This window comes from Sinomicrobium halophytocola, assembly GCF_052983395.1.
On the sequence record NZ_JBRKIT010000035.1, the window covers coordinates 64,118 to 82,860 of the forward strand.

Consider the following 18,743-nt stretch of genomic DNA (forward strand, 5'->3'; position numbering starts at 1 on the left):
AACCATATACCCGATGTTTACAGCAAACGGCACCGAGGCAATCCATATAGCGAAACAACTGGCAAGGGAAAACCATCATCCCGCGTACGCACCTGCTCATTTCCTGAAAGCGATGTTCAACCGCCGGTTTTCGTTTATACGGGAACTGGATGTTGCGGGGATCGATGTTTTTTATATAGATGAATGGGCGGATATTCGCATGGAAGAATATGCCAAAATCACCCGGCCGGGAGAAGACCCGGCTCCCGACACCACTATGGAGGCCGTTTTTACCGAGGCGGAAGAGATCGCTAAAAATGCCGGGAGAGAAGAAGTTGGATTTATTCCTATCCTCATGGCCCTTATAACCCCAGGAGTCGGTTTCTCGCATGATGAGCTCAAGTCCATGCCGATAACTTCCTCTGAGATCGCTGTAAAGATGGGATACGGAAACCAGGTTAAGCGCAAAGCTACGGAAGAACAGGCATCTCCGTTGTCCGCTTCCTACGGGATAGAGAACGGCATGCCGTCCGTACAGGGAGCCCTGGAAAAATATTGTACGGATAAGGTACATGCCTATCGCGAAGGAGAAGACATCCCGGTAGTAGGCCGTGACGAAGAACTTAAGGCCATAACCGAAATCCTGAACCGGAAATTAAAACCGCATGTCATTGTTACCGGCGAAGCCGGAGTCGGGAAAACAGCTTTAATAGAAGGCTTTTGCGGTAAGATAGCCGACAATCATATTATAGCGCCGCTTAGGGGAGCTACTGTTATGGAAGTGAACACCGGTGTGCTTTTTGCCGGGGCCTCATATAAAGGTGAAGTGGAGGACCGGTTACAAAAAATATTCGGGGAAATAAAAAGACATGCGAGACCCATTCTGTTTATAGATGATATCCACGAATTGTTTGATGTCAACCAGGGAAACGGAATAGCGAGCATAATCAAATCCGAACTTGCCAAAGGGGAGATTACTTTCATAGGAGCTACAACCACCGAAAAACACCGTAAATCCCTCGGGAAGGACGATGCCCTTAACAGGCGGTTCGAAACCCTGGAAATACAGGAGCCTACAGAAGACCTGGCATTGCGTATGGTAAAGAATGTGGCTCCGCATTACGAAGAACATCACCAGTTTAAAATAGATGAAGACTGCCTGAAAGAAGCTATAAGATTGTCTAAAAGATACCTCAAAGAAAAATCTCTTCCGGATTCTGCATTGGATCTCATAGACCGCACCATGTCTTCCCTGAGAGTGGCCAAAGAAGTATTATTGGGGGAACTCCCGGAGTTGGGTGATAGACTGGAAGAACTTAAAAAATCGCGTAAAAAGAACAGGGAGGAAGAACTGAACTGGCTGTATACGGATATACTTGACAAGGCCGGAGAGTTGCTCAATGAAGAGGAAGAGCATTCTGTTTTTTACAAGCTGAAAAGTCCGGCTAAAAAAGTAGGGTACCTGGAAAAACTGCTCGGGCAACTGGATAAACTTACCGCTGAAGACAATGTTGTGACCCCCGATCACCTCTCGGCTGTAGTGTCGGGAATAACAGGGATACCCGCCGGAAAGGTAAAAAGTGAAGAGCGGGAGCGTTTGCTGGAAATTGAAGAAACATTGAAAAAACGGGTAGTAGGACAGGACCATGCCATTAAGGTGGTTTCGGATGCTATACTCGAATCCCGTTCGGGGCTTACCAAACCCGGGCAACCCATAGGGTCGTTCTTTTTTCTGGGCCCCACAGGGACCGGAAAAACGGAATTGGCAAAATCGCTGGCAGATTTTCTTTTCGGAGATGAGAATGCCATTATCCGACTCGACATGTCGGAGTTCAAAGAAGAACATTCTGCCGCACTTTTATACGGAGCTCCCCCGGGGTATGTAGGATACGAAGAAGGAGGACTGCTGGTCAATAAGATCCGGCAAAATCCGTATTCGATAGTGCTCTTTGATGAGATTGAAAAAGCGCATCGTTCGGTGTTTGATGTTTTTCTGCAGATACTGGACGAAGGAAAATTACACGACCGTCTGGGGAAAGAAGGAGATTTTTCCAATGCGGTAATCCTGTTTACTTCCAATATCGGTTCGGATTACGTCGTAAAATCCTTTTCGGAAGGCAAAGTACCTCCTTCCAACGACCTGTTGGACATTATGTCCGGATATTTCCGTCCGGAATTCCTGGGACGTTTGACGGAGATTGTGCCTTTTGCGCCGATAAGCAGGGAAAGTGTTGTGAAGATATTTGATATTCACCTGAAAAAAGAACTTACCAGCTTGCTGTCTAAACTCGATATTACATTAAAAATGACAGATAAAACCAAGGGAGAAGTGGCGCTTATGGGCTTTAGTCCGGAATATGGTGCCAGGCCCATTAAGGGAACCATACGAAACAAACTGAAACGTCCGCTGGCCCGAAAGCTTATTTCCGGAGATGTTAAAGATGGTGACGTGCTCACCCTTTCCCTTACCAAAAGCGGAGAGGTGAAATTTACCGTTAAAAAGGCAAAATAAAGTTTAACCCCGAAAATCTGTAGCTGTGAAAGACCTATACTACAAGATACCCATAGATTACAAGAGGATCACCGAAGGGCAGGACCTGCGAAAAGTTACCCTGGAAGAGTCCCTGGCACAGTACATCTCACTGGTTATCACCACGATCTTCGGGGAATACAAATACGATACGGAATTCGGTACGATTATATGGGATACTGATTTCAACTTGCTGTCCAATGTCAATCAGTTAAAAGACAAGATAAAAGAATCGGTTTACGAGAAGGTAAAAAAATACGAAAAACGTATGGTTGTAACCGATGTAAGCCTGGCCATAGGCGAGGACACCATAGAGTATAACCCGAATATACGCATTAAAAAAAGACTGGATATAGTGGTTTACGGCATTATTAAAAAGACCAACGAACCGTATTATTACAAAAGTTCTTATTACCTGGCGCCGTTTTCCTATAAATAAAGAGATATATAGATTGCCGTAAGATATGCCGGTAACCCCGGTATTCCGGTTTAAAAGCAAACGAATGAAGCAATTATCCAAAGATCAGATAAAAGACAGACTCCTGAAACGGGCTGCCAAACACTGGGGGTATTCTGATGTGGAGCTGGAAAATATATTCGATCCTATTGTCAATCTCCTTTTTGATGTGTGTGCTAAGGAACTGGAAAATATTTCCAACGAGATTTTTTCGAGCCGGAGAAGAATTACCGAAAGGCTTGTGGATATACTCACCCCGATTACTTCTTCCAAAGCCACGCCGTCAAGGGCCATTATGCAGGTCTTTCCTGCGGAAGAAGAGGTTACCCTGAACGACCATCACCAGTTCTTTTTCCAGAAAAGACAACATAACCCATATAATCCCGGGGAAAAAATAGTACGTGAATATTTTTTCGGACCTACAAAACCCGTAAAGGTTACCCGGAATTTTTTGCAATACGCCGTATTGCCCAATGGCATACAAGATGCTTCACAAGGGCAGTTTCAGGAACACCTGTCGGGAGAAGATTACCTGAAGCCGATGCCGCATCGTACCATATGGCTGGGATTGTCTCACCGGGGGAATGGTATTGTGAAAAACCTGATGTTCTATTTCTACATGAAGAACATACACGATAGAAATACGTTTTTTCATTTTCTTCCGAGGGCAAAATGGTATTTTAACGATCATAAACTAACGACTGCACAAGGCTATAACAGTAAAGGGACAGTGACCGCCGGGGACCGTTATATGGTACATGAGGATTTTCACCATTTAGAAAGGGTGGAAGAACATGTAAATGAATATTACGAAAAGAATTTTATCACCATCAAGGATGTCCTCAACATAGGGAATGCGGAAAGTACGCTTCCGAAGGAATTTAAGGAATTCGTGCCGGCCAAGACCCTTGAGGCCATGGAAGAAGAGAAATTATTGTGGCTTAAAGTTGAATTTCCCAATGTTATCGGGAAAAATATATTATCCGAAATATTTTGTGCAAACAACTGTTTTCCGGTCATTAATAAAAAGATGAACGAAACCCAGGGGAATATAAAAAAGCTCCTCAACATATACCCGTTGAGTATTGGTGAAGATTTTTTCCTGGAACTGTATTCCGTGCTGGACGACAGGAGCAGGCAATTTGATGTTATTGCCAAGAACCAGGAAGAATTTACCGAAGATTACGCGTATCTCCGTTTTGGTGGCGTGGCACGTTTTGACGAACGCAATGCCACGGAGATGATCGATTATATGGTAGACCTTGTCCGCGACGAGGCAGCGGCTTTCTCCAGACTGGAAACGGATTTTATGGAGACCAACCTGCACGAGATAAATCAGATCATCTCCAGGTTCCGGAACAAAATGGCCCAGACCGGAATGCATAAAAAGAACACACCATATCTTATTCTAAACACAAAAGGAGAAGAGAGTAAAGGAACATTATTCGTGAAATACTGGACTACCAACGGCGAAGATGCCAATAAGGTCAATGCTTTTTCCAGGTTGCAGGCTCACAAAGGGGCCGATTTTGAAAAGGATTCCATTATGCTGCTCTCTACGACACAGGGAGGACGAAATGAACTTACCAACTCGGATAAGATCTATGCGTATCGCGAAAATATAGTGTCTAACCAAAGGGTGGTGACCAGGCAGGATATCATTATATTGTGTAAAAACCACTTTGGAAATGCCATAAAGAATGTAGAAGTAAAAAACGGGATACAAACCAGCCTGGATGACCATATCGGATATACGCCTACCATCGATATATTTATTGAAAAAAATGAGGAAGTTAACTATTCCGAAGAAGAATGGGGGTTTCTCAGTGATGATCTTATGCTGTTATTGAAGAACAGAGCCATCAATGTAGTCCCTTTTCGCGTGATGTACAGGGAAAAAGAAATAAGGTAACTCCTTTTTAAAATAAAGAGAGTCTGAGAACGTATTATAGATATTACGTTTCAGACCCTCTTCGCATTCAAACACAGATATTTTTCGTTTTACCCTGTGGTTTTTAGTCATAAATGAATTACTCTTCTTTAAGTAGCCACATTTCTGCGTTAATGTCATCACCTTCCGGAAACTGACGTTTTATAGCAACATCTACATTAGCCTGGTTCTGAGTTAGCTCTTTAGCCGGGTACATCCATCGTTTTGGGATTCTGCCATTATTGAGGACACCTCCCCCGGAAACATCAAACTCCGGATATCCCGTACGGCGCTGTTCAAAAAACATTTGCCAGCCCGTATTCATGAACATGGCAATATGTTTTTGGGTCAGGATGCTTTCTATAGCATGATCTCCCAACTGTACGGACGGATTTTGCAGATAGGTGTCGATATTTTCTTTCGGGATGTTGTAAAATGTCATGGAAGCCTTTATGCCGTTTTTGTAAAAGGTTTCTGTATCCTGGTCTATCCATCCGCGGTGAGCGGCTTCGGCCAGTATAAATTGCAGTTCCGCATAGCTTATCAGAAAACTGGGTTCGGTCGTAGCTTTCTTATAGTATCTTTCATTGATCATGGAGGCTTCGCCGTTTCCGGCCATATCCACGTTCTCATCGAGTGGGGCACTTCCGTTCAGACCGTTGTAGGCTTCGAAATCTGTGGTGTCCAGTTCCTGCTTTACGGCTTGCGGAGTCCTTTGGGCAAAGTAGAAAAGACGTGGGTCTTCAAATGTTTTAAGTTTGTCCACGAAGGTTTTTTCCATATAGTATGCCGTTTGTAAACCGTTATTTTGGAACAACGGATAACGATTTCCTTCGATATTGAGGAAAGGAAGGATACCATCTTCTTCAGGAGAAGCTAAAACAGGGTAAGCTGTAGGGTTGTCAACAACCTCTCGGAAGCGTTGGACAATGTTGAGATCCGCATCCCCGGTTTTGCCGGAAAGACTGAGTAAAACCCTAAGGTAATAGGAGTTTATCAGCTTTCTCCATAATAACGGGTCACCATTATAAATGACATCACCACGGATGTTTTCTCCGTTTTCGGCCAGTTCTTCCGAGGCGGTTTTCAGTTCGTTAAGTACGCTGAGATAGATATCCTTTTGCTTGTCGTATACGGGTGTAAAGTTTCCTTCGGTAGCTAATATGGCCTCGGTATAAGGGACATCTCCGAAAGTTCTGGTAAGACCCGTAATAAAATAGGCATTGAAAAAGCGTGCCAGGCTTTTGTAGACCGGTATTTCGGTCCGCTCTGCCTCCAGGATCATCTGTTGCACCTGCTTCAGGTCATCATAAGCATCAAAACCGGATCTCTGCCAGTTGTAATACTGGTCTGAATTAACTCCGTCGGTGTAAACCATTTGACGCGTTGCCAGCGCAGCAGAAAGAGATATGGTATTAAAGGCCCGTGTTTCCAGTTGTGTAAGTAACAGTTCCGGCGGTACTTCGAGGGCACGGTTAGGATCGTCCTGTAGGTCGTCTATCCCCGTACAACTACCCAGGGATAGCGAAGAGAACAGGATAATAAATAAGGTTTTATAAATGCTTTTCATGATGTTTGTATTAAAATTTAAAGTTCAGGTTAAATCCTAAGCTACGGGTAGAAGGAGCCTGGAGGTTATCTTTTCCGGGGTCCGGATCTACATTCGGTATTTTGGACGATAGCCAGAGATTTCGCCCTACAAAAGATACACTCATGGCATTGAAAGGAGTTTTTGAAACCAACGCTTCGGGTACATTATAGGTCAGGGACAGCTCGCGGAGTTTGATAAAAGTCTGGCTGTAATAATGATAGTTTTCGTTGTGTGCGTTGCTGGTGGTCTTCATAAAAGAAATATAGTTCACCGGGACGTCGTTAGGAGCATACTGCCTGGTGTCTTGCGTAATGTTTCCGTTGGAATCATATGTAACATTACCGCTTACTACTTTGAGTCCCTCACCCAGATACGTGCTCTCGCCGTTGTTGGCATCATCGCGATACTGGTTTACTGTCCCCGGGGAAATCCCGCCCCACCACATTTTCTGATTGGTGTCCGAATACATAAGGCCTCCTATACGACCGTCAAAAAGTACGGATAATGTAAAGTTTTTGTAGTTGAACGTATTGGAGAAACCGTAGGTCCAATCGGGTTCCGTATAGCCCACATAGCGCCCGTAAGGATCACTTACCGGGAAGCCGTTTTCGTAAATAATGTTGCCTTGCCCGTCGGTCTGGTACACAGAAACATTGTTTAGTTTATCCGTCCGATCTCCTGCTTTCAAACGGTCTTCCGTGTATTCTTTGTCCCCGTATATTTCATCAATATAGCGACGGTATTGGCTGAAGTTTACCTGGGTGTCCCAACGGAAATTATCATGGCGAACAGGAGTAGCATTTACAGTAAATTCTATGCCTTTCCGCCTGTATACATTACCATTGAGCAGATATGCCTCATATCCGGAAGCATCAGACAACGGGATGTCTTCCAGGTTATTATAGTCTTTAGTCTCGTAGTAGGCCACATCAATACCGAGACGATTCTGAAAAAAGCGGACATCGGCACCTATCTCCCAGCTATCGGAAGTCTTTGGCTTGAGTGCGCCGCTGATCAGAAGGTTACTGTACAATGAGGAAGGGAAACGGACACTATTACTGTTACTCCAGGAAACTCCCTTGTCATAGGCCTGTATGTAATTGTAAGGATCGTTTTCGTTCAGGTCTTCTATGTCTTCTATTTTACCGTCGGATACTCTGGACCAGGAACCCCTTATTTTGGCAAAGGAGATCCAGTCCGGCATTTCGGTCAGGCTGGAAAGTACCACCGATCCGGATACGGAAGGGTAGAAAAAGGAGTTGTACCCTTTGGCAAGTGTGGATACCTTATCGTTCCTCGCGGTTATGGAGAGGTAGAAGGCATTGTAGAATTCCAGGTCTACAAAGCCGTAAACGCTGTGTATTGCTTCCTTTTCTTCCCGGTTTTCCCCGATAAGCGTAGTCCCCGCATTATTGTCCAGGTTGTAAAAACCGGGAACGTTAAGGCCGTCTGTGGAGGTCGAGTGAAAGTTTTGTATGCGGTAGTAACCGGAATAGGCCGCTTCCCCGGAAAGCGAAATGTTTTCCGTAAGGTCCTTTTCAAAGCGGACACCGAAATCGGTGGTGATATCAAAATAGTTCGTGTTTTGAATGGTGAAGTTACCCAGCGATTTTTCGTTGTAACCCACATAACTTTTGGGTTCTTTATAAGTTCTTTGTAACCCGTAAATATTAGCTCCGGCCCTTGCTTTCAGGGTTATTTCGGGTAACAAGCGATATTCGGCCGCCAGGTTCCCGAAAAGGTTATCCTTGTCATACCCTTGCAGGTATTCATAGGCCTGGAAGTAAGGGTTGTTATACCAGGAAGTGTTGTAATGTCTTTGTTGGTACCCTTCCTGGTCTTCCGCCCAGTAATTGCGAAGGTCCCTTACATCAACATCCGTTCCGGTCCACAATACCAGATTGTAGAGGTAATTGGTAGGGCCATATCCCACGGCAGGGAAGTTGTTTGTATATTGCTTGTTGTAGGTCAGGGCGGAGGTCACTTTGAATTTGTCCGAGGGAGTGATAGTTCCCCCCACACTGAATGAAGTGTTGTTCAGGTCGGTGTTGGGAACAATCCCTTTCTGGTAGACATTGGAAAGCGATATCCTGTAGTTTGCTTTATCGTTGCCCCAATCGATGCTCAGGTTGTTGGTTTGTACCAGTCCTGTACGGAAGAAATTCTCGATGTTATTTTTTCCACGGGAGATATAGGGGATGGGAATACGCTCACCCGTTTCCGGATCTATAGGGCTGTTGTATTGCGGTGTTTCCATATAACCGCTTGGAGTGGAGGGGTCCGGCTGGTTGAGTTTTGGCCCCCATATCCATCCTCCACCTTCGGAACCGCCACCGCCACCGTTTACGTACGCATAGTTCCCGTTATCTCCGTTACCGTAAGTGGTCTGTACTTTCGGAACACGGATGAAAGAAGGCTGGAACATGGTGGAGTTGTTAAAGTTTACGGTTAATTTACCTTCTTTACCTTTTTTGGTGGTGATCATAATAGCTCCGTTACGTCCTACCGATCCGTATAGGGCAGAAGCAGTGGCGCCTTTGAGTACACTTATGCTTTCTATGTCATCGGCATTGACTTTCCAAAGATCTGTGGTGCGGTCTGGAATACCGTCAATGACCAGCAGCGGGCTTTCGCCCCGCAGGCTGATCTCCGGATTTTGAAAAAGATCGGTAGAGTTTTTAATGTTAAGTCCGGCCACTTTTCCACTCAGAGCACTTACAAAATTCGGTTCCTTCGCTTTTTCAAGAGAACTCCCCTGTACTTCCTGTACGGCATACCCGAGAGCTTTGGTTTCTTTTCTGATACCCAGGGCGGTGACTACTACCTCTTTGAGTTGTTCTGTGTCTTCCGAGAGTGTCACGATTAGCTGGTTTTTTCCGGCGACGGGCACGGTGAGGGTTTTAAAACCGATATAGGAAAACGTGAGGCTGTCCTGCGCAGATCCGGTTGCTATAGTAAAGAGTCCGTCAAAATCGGTTACACTTCCCTGGGAGGTCCCGGAAACCGATATGTTAACTCCTCCCAAAGGGATGCCGTCGGTATCGGTAACTTTTCCGGAAACTTCATGCTGGGCAAAAAGTTTAGGTGTTATCGATAACAGTAGAATAATAAAGTAATATTTCATCACTGTGGTTAGTTTTTGGTTATTTATTTAGTTTGCGGTTTTTACCCAGGTATTCAGCGTATTTTCCGGGGTTTCGAGAACTATTTTATAAAAGCTACCGGGTTTATCAGGGGTGTATCTGAATATTTTGTCCTTTATTTTGACTTTGCCGAGCAGACGATAGGAGTCTTTTCCCCCGGTTTTGTGATTGTTGGTTACGCTGACCAGCACAGATGCGGTACCCTTGCTGTTTTTACCGGTATTTTTCCAACGAATAACGAGTTGTTCTTCCTGCATCTCACCTTCGAGGTGAGTGGCGCTTAGTTCACCCGTCAGGGAAACCCCGTCTATTTCATAGACGAGTTCTTTCGGGAGGTCTATATCGAGAAAGTCTGTCATGGTGGGGAGTATATCAACAATGGCCGGGGTTTCTTCCCGGAAGTAATCGTTGGTATCCGGGCTGTTGGTAACGATCCAGGTACTTCTTTCCCTTTCCGACTGTCCTCCGTGATGATGTCCTGTTTCTTCGGTTCGCCCGTGATCGGTAGTGATGATAAACAACCATTCCTCATCATTATTTTTCTCCCTATCTTTTATTGCCTCCCATATGTTGCCGATTAATCGGTCTTCAAATGCAATGGCTTCGGTAAGTTGCGGACTGTCCCCGTATTTATGTCCCATATCATCCGTATATTCGAGATAGACCCACGAGAGGTCCGGACCCTCCTTCTCGATATACCTGGCGGCTTCAAGGGCGACTTTTTTATCGATGTTACGAATGTATTGCCTTTCGGTGTCATGGGGGAAGCTTAAGGTGTCAAGTTCAAAGCCGTCATAGGCATAATCCACTTTAATATTGCCTGTTTCCGGAAGGCCTTCACCAATCAGTTTTGTACGGTTGTCCAGCCAGGTGGAGAATATGGCGGTCTTTTTGCTAGGATAGCGGTCCTTTAAAAGCCTGTAAATGGTGGGGTAGTGGTAGTTAGGCGCCTTTATGCTGTTGCCCCGGACGTTGTGCTTATTAACCCAGGTACCCGTTAGAAGACTGTTGTACCCTACCGCCGAAATGGTCGGCGTTTCGGAATACCCTCCTTTTTTTCCACCCACATACGCTCTGGTATACCCTCCCCTTTTAGCAATCGCGTCCAGATGAGGGGTAGGATTTTTTTCTATCATATCAGCCGAGAGCCCGTCTACGATGATAAAGACAACTTTTCTCGTTTTTTTACCGGTCGGGAAAGGATCGTTCGGGAAAGGGTTTTCGGCAACTACCGGAAAACATAATGCGCACGCGAGTATAACGGCAAGTAAATGCTTTTTTGGTTTCATGTTGTTTTGGTTGACGGTTTTAACAAAAATAATAAATTTATTGAATGTTCATTCAAATTAAAATAAAATTGTCTCATCGTTAGTTGTGTTTTGTCGTTTTATTTCAGTTCTTTAGGTCTTTGTGAAAGACGATGTGGCAAAGTTAAATCCATGATGTTTTAATTGAATGAATGTTCAGTTAAAAAAACATTATACAAACGTTTTGTTTTTGTTATGTATGCCGTAGACTGCTTTCATGTGGTGCAAAATGTTATTTTTGTTGAAAACTATTTACATGGGAAGAAAGAGTTTAACCGATGTACGTCAGAAAGAAATTATAAAATCCTTTTATAAGGTGGCTAAAAAAATAGGGCTTGAAAATGCATCCATTGCCAAGGTGGCGGACGAAATGGGCATAAGTAACGGCCTGGTCATGCATTATTTTAAAACAAGGGACGAACTGCTCATCGGGTTGAACGAATACATTCTGGAGCGCCATCTCAATATCATCACTTCACGGGAAAACGGAAGTATAGACAACTGGGACCGGTTACGGGAGTTGGTGGAAAATCTCTTTTCAAGAAAATGGAATCGTTATTTCGATGATGGGGTCTTTTACAGTTGTTATGCGCTCATTTACCGGAAAAAGGACTTTAACGAGAGTTTCCGGAGGTACCTGGAAGCCCTGCATGCGGTGTTGTATGAGAAATTACTTGAAGCCAGGGCGAACGGAGTAATCTGTAATGAAGACCTGGAAGAATTAACGGAGATTATTTTTGCACTTGTAGACGGAGCCTATTATTACCTGGGGATGTTTGCAGCACAAAGTGACGCTTATGAAAAGCAGGTGAGGGTCTATGTGAAACATACCATGTCACTTTTCCGGAAAGCATAATTTTTTATGTGGAAATACTCCGGTAAATACGATACACGGCCAGTAGGGCGATGGAAGTCCAGACAACATTAACCACTACATTGGGCAGATCGCTGAGATGAAGGGCATTAACAACCAGGCAGACGCCACCTATGGCATTGAGGTAATGGTAGAGTGGTTTTTCTGCGGATATCAGTTTCACGCTCAGTAAAAAGTAGGCAATAATGAAGACTATGGCGCCTATCCATCCTATTATGGTATATACAAACATATAAATGTTCTTTTTGCGGAAAGATAAAAAAGTTGTGCCAACCCCGCTCCGATTTCCGGATTAAAAATACGAAAACCCGGCTAAAATCCGTTTCTTTACGATGGGATGTTAAAACCGGGCCCGTAAGTTGATAAAATGTGCATAACTTAAGGTCTAACAGCACAGGAGTTGGCTTTTATTATCTCGGTATTTTACTATATTTGTCCGTTCGTCTCCGAATGCATTATAAATGCTGATTTAAAGCATGTGCAAAGCGGGTCCGGCGAATGTTTAAAACAGATTTGATTTATGAGTGAAGAAATTAATAAGAAGCAATATTCTGCAGATAGCATTCAGGCTTTGGAAGGAATGGAACACGTGCGTATGCGTCCTTCCATGTACATCGGGGATGTAGGAACAAGAGGTCTGCATCACCTGGTTTACGAAGTAGTGGATAATTCCATTGACGAAGCTTTGGCGGGACACTGTGATACTATTTACGTAGCTATCAATGAAGATGATTCCGTTACCGTTGAGGATAATGGCCGGGGTATTCCGGTGGATTTACATAAAAAAGAAGGTGTTTCCGCATTGGAGGTCGTAATGACTAAGATTGGTGCCGGAGGTAAATTCGATAAAGATTCCTATAAAGTTTCCGGAGGTCTGCACGGAGTAGGGGTTTCCGTAGTGAACGCTCTTTCCGATCACCTTAAGGCAACCGTATTCCGTGATGGGAAAATATGGGAGCAGGAGTATGAAAAAGGGAAGACCGTTTATCCGGTTAAGGCAGTCGGTGAAACGGATAAGAACGGTACTATAATTACCTTCAAGCCGGATGCTACCATTTTTCAGCAGACTACCGAGTATAGTTATGATACCCTGGCAAGCAGGATGCGTGAACTGGCATTCCTGAACAAAGGGATAACCATTACGCTAGTCGACAAAAGAATAACGGACGAGAATGGAGAGTTCGAAAGTGAAACTTTTCATTCCGAAGAAGGTTTAAAGGAATTCATAAAATTTCTGGACGGTAGCAGAGAGCCGATCATAGCTGAAGTTATTTCCATGGAAGGAGAGAAGAACGATATTCCTGTGGAAGTAGCTATGGTGTATAATACCTCTTTTAATGAGAACCTGCATTCTTACGTAAACAACATCAATACGCACGAAGGAGGAACGCATCTTGCAGGGTTCAGGAGGGGATTGACCACTACCTTGAAAAAATATGCCGATGCTTCTGGAATGCTGGATAAGCTGAAATTCGAGATTGCGGGAGATGATTTTCGTGAAGGACTTACGGCTATCGTATCGGTAAAGGTTGCGGAACCCCAGTTTGAAGGTCAGACCAAAACCAAACTCGGTAACAGGGAAGTGACTGCTGCGGTTTCGCAGGCGGTTTCGGAAATGCTTGAGAATTACCTGGAAGAACACCCGAATGACGCCAGGACCATAGTTCAGAAGGTTATTCTGGCTGCGCAGGCGCGTCATGCCGCCCGGAAGGCAAGGGAAATGGTACAGCGAAAAACCCCGATGGGTGGAAGCGGACTTCCCGGAAAACTTTCGGACTGCTCCGAGCAGGATCCGAAAAAATGCGAGGTATTCCTCGTGGAGGGTGATTCTGCGGGAGGTACGGCCAAGCAGGGAAGGGATCGGAATTTCCAGGCTATCCTGCCGTTGCGGGGTAAGATCCTCAACGTGGAAAAAGCAATGCACCACAAGGTATTCGAAAACGAAGAAATAAGGAACATATTTACGGCCCTGGGGGTTACCATCGGGACCGAAGAAGACAGCAAAGCACTGAATCTTGAGAAACTTCGCTATCACAAGGTAGTGATCATGTGTGATGCCGATGTTGACGGAAGTCACATTGCCACTCTTATCCTTACGTTCTTCTTTCGTTACATGAGAGAATTAATAGAGAACGGGCATGTGTATATAGCTACTCCTCCGCTATACCTGGTGAAGAAGGGGAGTAAGAAAAACTATGCCTGGAACGATAAAGAAAGAGATAACCTGATTCAGGAATACGGAACAGGTGCCGGTGTACAACGCTACAAAGGTCTCGGTGAAATGAACGCTGAGCAATTGTGGGATACCACGATGAACCCGGAATTCCGTACCTTGCGTCAGGTAACCATAGATAACGGAGGTGAAGCAGATCGCATCTTCTCCATGCTTATGGGAGATGAAGTACCGCCGCGAAGGGAATTTATAGAGAAAAATGCGGTCTACGCCAATATAGACGTGTAAATCTTGTATACGTATTAAAAGGCATCCACTTTCAGGATGCCTTTATTTTTTTTACAACAAGATGTTAATGTGTGAAAAAAGATGGTTTTGTCCTTAAGAAGCTCTTTCTTAATGCCCTCATTTCGTGCTAAAATGACTAAATTTGTCAGACTGTAAAAAATCATTCAATAAATAAATTATCATATGAAAGTTACAATAGTTGGCGCCGGAGCTGTTGGTGCCAGTTGCGCAGAGTACATTGCCATTAAGAATTTTACTTCGGAAGTGGTCCTGCTGGATATTAAAGAAGGAGTTGCCGAAGGAAAAGCGATGGATTTAATGCAGACAGCATCACTGAACGGATTCGATACCAAGATCACAGGTTCTACCAGCGACTACTCCAAAACGGCTGATAGTCATATTGCAGTGATTACGAGTGGTATTCCGAGAAAGCCCGGAATGACAAGGGAAGAGCTTATCGGGATCAATGCGGGTATTGTTAAGGATGTGGTGTCTAACCTTATCAAACACTCTCCGGATGTTATTGTTATTGTGGTAAGCAACCCTATGGATACAATGACATACCTCACTCATAAAGCTACCGGATTACCCAAGAACCGTATCATAGGTATGGGTGGAGCGCTGGACAGTGCCCGGTTTAAATACAGGCTTAGTGAAGCCCTTGGATGTCCTGCTTCCGATGTGGATGGTATGGTGATAGGCGGGCACAGTGATACCGGAATGGTGCCATTGACGCGATTGGCTGTTAGGAATAGTGTTCCCGTAACCAAATTTTTAAGTGAAGAAAGGTTGACACAGGTTGCTGAAGATACAAAGGTTGGCGGAGCAACACTTACCAAACTTTTGGGTACCAGTGCATGGTATGCCCCCGGAGCAGCCGTATCCGCACTGGTTCAGGCCATAGCTTGTGACCAGAAGAAAATGTTCCCTTGTTCCGCATTGCTGGACGGAGAATACGGTCTGAGTGATATCTGTATTGGAGTTCCTGTAATCCTGGGTAAGAACGGGATCGAAAAAATCGTGGAAATAGAACTCAGTGATGCTGAAAAGGCAAAATTAAAAGAGAGTGCCGAAGGTGTTAAGAAGGTAAATGCCCTGCTCTAAGCTTACAGGCAATTCTTTAAGATAAAAAGCTGCGCAAAGAACCGGCCGGAAGGACGGAGTGTTTGCGCAGCTTCTTTTTTCTCCGGATTTGTCAGAAAAACGGGAGTCAAAAACTTTGATTTACAGTTTAATATGTGTAAGTTCCTGCCTCGGGAATATTAAAGAAATAAAACGGGAAAATGCCTGTTACTAAAATTTTGGAGATAACCGGTTGTGATCGTTCGGGCATTCCGTTCCGGTAAATCGGGACAGGTACAGACCTGTGAAAAGCAAATAAATATAAACAGATGAAATAAATTGTTTAATCTTATTGTAAATTATATATTTGCTCGTTTCAAAAAAAGGATTAATTAATAAGAATAAGAATGCAAAACAAGGGACTTATCAAGCTTTTTGCTATTTTATTTGGAATTGTAAGTATTTACCAATTGTCCTTCACTTTTATTACAAACAAAGTGGAAGGCAATGCGGAAACATTTGCAATTAACAAAATTTCTGAGAATACAGAAGATTACGTAGCAAAAAGAGAGACGGAAGAAACCAGGTATTTAGATTCTATAGGTAATGAAACGGTTTTCGATGTCGGAATTACGAGTTTTACCTATAATGAAGCGAAGGATAAAGAGCTCAACAAGGGTCTGGATCTCAAAGGGGGGATAAATGTTATCCTGGAAATATCCGTGAAAGATATTTTAAAAGGACTGGCCAACAACTCTAAAAATGCGGTGTTTAATAAAGCCCTGGCTAATGCGGACAAAGCAACAAAGAACAGCGATAAGCCCTATATAGATCTTTTCTTTCAGGAATTTGATGCTATAAAAGGAGATGCTAAACTTGCTTCTCCGGACATCTTTGCCAATAAAATACTGAGCGAAGACATAAACTTCCAGATGTCAGATAACGAGGTGAAACCTGTTATCCGGCGAAAAGTAGATGAGTCGATCGTATCTGCTTTTGAAGTGCTTCGTAAGCGTATAGACCGCTTTGGGGTTACACAACCCAACATTCAACGTTTGGGTACTACAGGAAGAATCCTTGTGGAACTTCCGGGAGCCAAGGATATAAATCGCGTTATGAACTTACTTCAAAGTACGGCGCAACTGGAATTCTGGGAGACGTTTAAGAACGATGAAGTAATGCAATACCTGATGCAGGTTAACCAGAGGTTGAAAGACCTGGTGGATACCGGTGAGAAAAAAGAACAGCCGGATCAGGATGACGCCTCAGAGATAGACTCACTGCTGGCAGATGCTGAGAAGGATTCTTTGGATGCGGTTAGCCAGACTAACCCTTTGTTTGACCTTGCGGTAGCACCGGGAACTCAGGGAGGTCCCGTATTGATGAGCTTTGCTACCAGAGATACGGCCAAGGTGAATTCTTACCTGAACATGCGGGAAGTAAAACAACTACTGCCTGCCGAATTACAGAATGCGCGTTTTGTATGGGGAAAACCCGGAATTGATCAGGAAGTCATAGACCTGTATGCCTTGCGGTCTAACAGGGAAAACCAACCTCCTCTAAGTGGTGGGGTTGTAGCAGATGCACAACAGACTTATGACCAGAGAGGAAATCCTGCCGTTTCCATGCAAATGGATAGTAAAGGAGCAAAAGTATGGGAAGAACTAACCGGTAAGGCCTACCGCCAGGGAAGTTTTATTGCTATAGTTCTTGATGAGATCGTGTATTCGGCACCCGGGGTTACAAGCGGGCCTATTTCCGGAGGAAGTTCCGAAATTACAGGTCAGTTTTCGCTTAATGAAGCCATTGACCTGGCAAATGTACTCCGTGCGGGTAAATTGCCGGCCTCTGCAGATATTATTTCAAGTGAAGTAGTGGGACCCTCTTTAGGCCAGGAAGCCATAGAGAGCGGAATGATGTCCTTTGTCATAGCCATGGTGTTGGTATTGCTCTGGATGCTGTTCTACTATGGCCGTGCAGGTTGGTTTGCAGATGTGGCACTTACATTTAACATCGTATTGATATTCGGCGTGCTTGCCGGTCTGGGAGCGGTACTTACCCTTCCTGGTATTGCAGGTATCGTGCTTACCATAGGTATGTCTGTGGATGCTAACGTACTTATCTTTGAAAGGACCAAGGAAGAACTTGCAAAGGGTAAAGGACAAAAACAGGCTGTGGCCGATGGTTTCGGAAACGCGTTGTCTTCTATTCTCGATGCCAACGTTACCACAGGACTTACGGCGATTATATTATTTGTATTCGGTACGGGCCCGATCCGCGGATTTGCAACTACATTGATGATAGGTATTGCAACATCCTTGTTTACGGCTATCTTTATAACAAGACTTTTGGTTGACTGGTATATCGGAAGGAAAAAATCACTATTGTTCTCTACCCCGATCACCAAAAACCTGTTCCAGAATATCAATGTGGATTTCCTTGCAAAAAGGAAAATGTCCTATATCATTTCGGGTATTATACTGATTGTAGCTTTGGGCTCTCTCTTTACCCAGGGGCTTAACCAGGGCGTGGATTTTGTAGGAGGACGTTCTTACCAAATACGGTTTGAACATCCGGTGAACCCAACAGAACTGGCTTCGGAACTTACCGATGCCCTGGGAAGCGTGGAAGTGAAAACTTTCGGAGCACCTAATCAGGTCAAGGTAACTACAAAGTATAAAGTGGAAGAAGACGGTACCGGAGTGGATGAAGAGATCCAGGAAATCCTCTACACATCATTGCAGAAACATCTTCCGGAAGGTTTATCGGAAGCTGAATTTGCAGGAGGCGGAGATTCCACAGAGTACGGCATCGTTCAGGCTATTAAAGTAGGACCTACCATAGCGGATGATATTAAACGAAATGCTGTTTGGGCCATTATAGGGTCACTTATTGTAGTGTTCCTGTATATCCTGATACGTTTCCGAAAATGGCAGTTCTCTGCCGGTGCGGTAGCGGCACTTTTCCACGACGTATTTATTGTACTTGGAATATTTTCCCTTACCTATAAGTTCATGCCGTTTAACCTGGAGATAAACCAGGCATTCATAGCGGCAATACTTACGGTAATCGGGTACTCTATTAACGATACGGTGGTTGTATTCGACCGTATCCGGGAGATTACTTCCGAACGTGGCTGGAAAGCAGGTGAAAATATCAATCTAGCAGTAAACAGTACATTGAGCCGTACCTTAAATACCTCGCTGACCACGTTGGTGGTACTCCTGGCAATATTTATATTTGGCGGAGAGTCCATCCGAGGGTTTATGTTCGCCCTTATTGTCGGTGTGATCGTGGGTACATACTCCTCCATTTTCATTGCAACACCAATAATGTTTGACACCTTGAAAAACAAAGGGACGAACGTGTTGAAAAAGAAAGAGGAAGAAGTGAATACAGAAGCGTAAGG

Annotated in this window: 11 protein-coding genes; 7 read left to right on the forward strand and 4 right to left on the reverse strand. The window is 44.3% G+C overall.

Going from position 1 to position 18,743, the window contains the following annotated elements; translation table 11 throughout:
- The first annotated feature begins 13 nt into the window (after positions 1-13).
- From ACVBDY_RS14270 to ACVBDY_RS14280, 3 genes are all read left to right on the forward strand, one after another.
- Complete coding sequence (locus ACVBDY_RS14270; protein WP_447176140.1) at positions 14-2,491, forward strand: AAA family ATPase; 2,478 nt, start codon at positions 14-16, stop codon at positions 2,489-2,491.
- A 25-nt stretch (positions 2,492-2,516) separates the two neighbouring features.
- On the forward strand, positions 2,517-2,948 hold the full coding sequence (locus ACVBDY_RS14275) for a GPW/gp25 family protein (RefSeq protein WP_447176141.1): 432 nt from the start codon (positions 2,517-2,519) through the stop codon (positions 2,946-2,948).
- A 64-nt stretch (positions 2,949-3,012) separates the two neighbouring features.
- Positions 3,013-4,878, forward strand: a complete 1,866-nt coding sequence (locus tag ACVBDY_RS14280; protein WP_447176142.1) for a hypothetical protein — start codon at positions 3,013-3,015, stop codon at positions 4,876-4,878.
- Between the two features lie 118 nt (positions 4,879-4,996).
- Here ACVBDY_RS14280 and ACVBDY_RS14285 read toward each other — a convergent pair whose 3' ends face one another.
- From ACVBDY_RS14285 to ACVBDY_RS14295, 3 genes are read right to left on the reverse strand one after another with little or no spacing between them, the layout of a single operon-like run.
- A complete protein-coding gene (locus ACVBDY_RS14285) occupies positions 4,997-6,466 on the reverse strand; it encodes a SusD/RagB family nutrient-binding outer membrane lipoprotein (RefSeq protein ID WP_447176143.1) in 1,470 nt (489 codons plus the stop codon).
- Positions 6,467-6,476: 10 nt separating this feature from the next.
- Entirely contained in the window at positions 6,477-9,611 is a 3,135-nt protein-coding gene (locus ACVBDY_RS14290) for a SusC/RagA family TonB-linked outer membrane protein (RefSeq protein WP_447176144.1), read from the reverse strand.
- Between the two features lie 27 nt (positions 9,612-9,638).
- On the reverse strand, positions 9,639-10,919 hold the full coding sequence (locus ACVBDY_RS14295; RefSeq protein ID WP_447176145.1) for an alkaline phosphatase family protein: 1,281 nt from the start codon (positions 10,917-10,919) through the stop codon (positions 9,639-9,641).
- A gap of 274 nt (positions 10,920-11,193) precedes the next feature.
- Here ACVBDY_RS14295 and ACVBDY_RS14300 point away from each other — a divergent pair, with 274 nt between their 5' ends.
- The gene (locus tag ACVBDY_RS14300) at positions 11,194-11,793 is read left to right on the forward strand and encodes a TetR family transcriptional regulator C-terminal domain-containing protein (protein WP_447176146.1); all 600 of its coding nucleotides are present in this window, start codon (positions 11,194-11,196) and stop codon (positions 11,791-11,793) included.
- A 4-nt stretch (positions 11,794-11,797) separates the two neighbouring features.
- On the opposite strand, the gene ACVBDY_RS14305 is transcribed toward ACVBDY_RS14300, so the two are convergent.
- Entirely contained in the window at positions 11,798-12,043 is a 246-nt protein-coding gene (locus tag ACVBDY_RS14305) for a CBU_0592 family membrane protein (RefSeq protein WP_447176147.1), read from the reverse strand.
- Positions 12,044-12,331: 288 nt separating this feature from the next.
- Here ACVBDY_RS14305 and gyrB point away from each other — a divergent pair, with 288 nt between their 5' ends.
- The 3 genes from gyrB (at position 12,332) to secDF (ending at position 18,741) form a co-directional block, all read left to right on the forward strand.
- The gene (gene gyrB / locus ACVBDY_RS14310; protein WP_447176148.1) at positions 12,332-14,272 is read left to right on the forward strand and encodes a DNA topoisomerase (ATP-hydrolyzing) subunit B; all 1,941 of its coding nucleotides are present in this window, start codon (positions 12,332-12,334) and stop codon (positions 14,270-14,272) included.
- A gap of 183 nt (positions 14,273-14,455) precedes the next feature.
- Positions 14,456-15,376, forward strand: a complete 921-nt coding sequence (gene mdh, locus ACVBDY_RS14315; RefSeq protein ID WP_447176149.1) for a malate dehydrogenase — start codon at positions 14,456-14,458, stop codon at positions 15,374-15,376.
- Positions 15,377-15,741: 365 nt separating this feature from the next.
- Positions 15,742-18,741: a protein translocase subunit SecDF gene (gene secDF / locus ACVBDY_RS14320; protein WP_447176150.1), complete on the forward strand. Its 3,000-nt coding sequence runs from the start codon at positions 15,742-15,744 to the stop codon at positions 18,739-18,741.
- Positions 18,742-18,743 lie beyond the last annotated feature (2 nt).

Coding starts and splice junctions, on each gene's coding strand:
- ACVBDY_RS14290 (WP_447176144.1), bottom strand. CDS start 9,611: ATGAAATATTACTTTATTATTCTACTGTTATCGATAACACCTAAACTT.
- ACVBDY_RS14280 (WP_447176142.1), top strand. CDS start 3,013: ATGAAGCAATTATCCAAAGATCAGATAAAAGACAGACTCCTGAAACGG.
- ACVBDY_RS14295 (WP_447176145.1), bottom strand. CDS start 10,919: ATGAAACCAAAAAAGCATTTACTTGCCGTTATACTCGCGTGCGCATTA.
- gyrB (WP_447176148.1), top strand. CDS start 12,332: ATGAGTGAAGAAATTAATAAGAAGCAATATTCTGCAGATAGCATTCAG.
- ACVBDY_RS14300 (WP_447176146.1), top strand. CDS start 11,194: ATGGGAAGAAAGAGTTTAACCGATGTACGTCAGAAAGAAATTATAAAA.
- mdh (WP_447176149.1), top strand. CDS start 14,456: ATGAAAGTTACAATAGTTGGCGCCGGAGCTGTTGGTGCCAGTTGCGCA.
- ACVBDY_RS14270 (WP_447176140.1), top strand. CDS start 14: ATGTTTACAGCAAACGGCACCGAGGCAATCCATATAGCGAAACAACTG.
- secDF (WP_447176150.1), top strand. CDS start 15,742: ATGCAAAACAAGGGACTTATCAAGCTTTTTGCTATTTTATTTGGAATT.
- ACVBDY_RS14285 (WP_447176143.1), bottom strand. CDS start 6,466: ATGAAAAGCATTTATAAAACCTTATTTATTATCCTGTTCTCTTCGCTA.
- ACVBDY_RS14305 (WP_447176147.1), bottom strand. CDS start 12,043: ATGTTTGTATATACCATAATAGGATGGATAGGCGCCATAGTCTTCATT.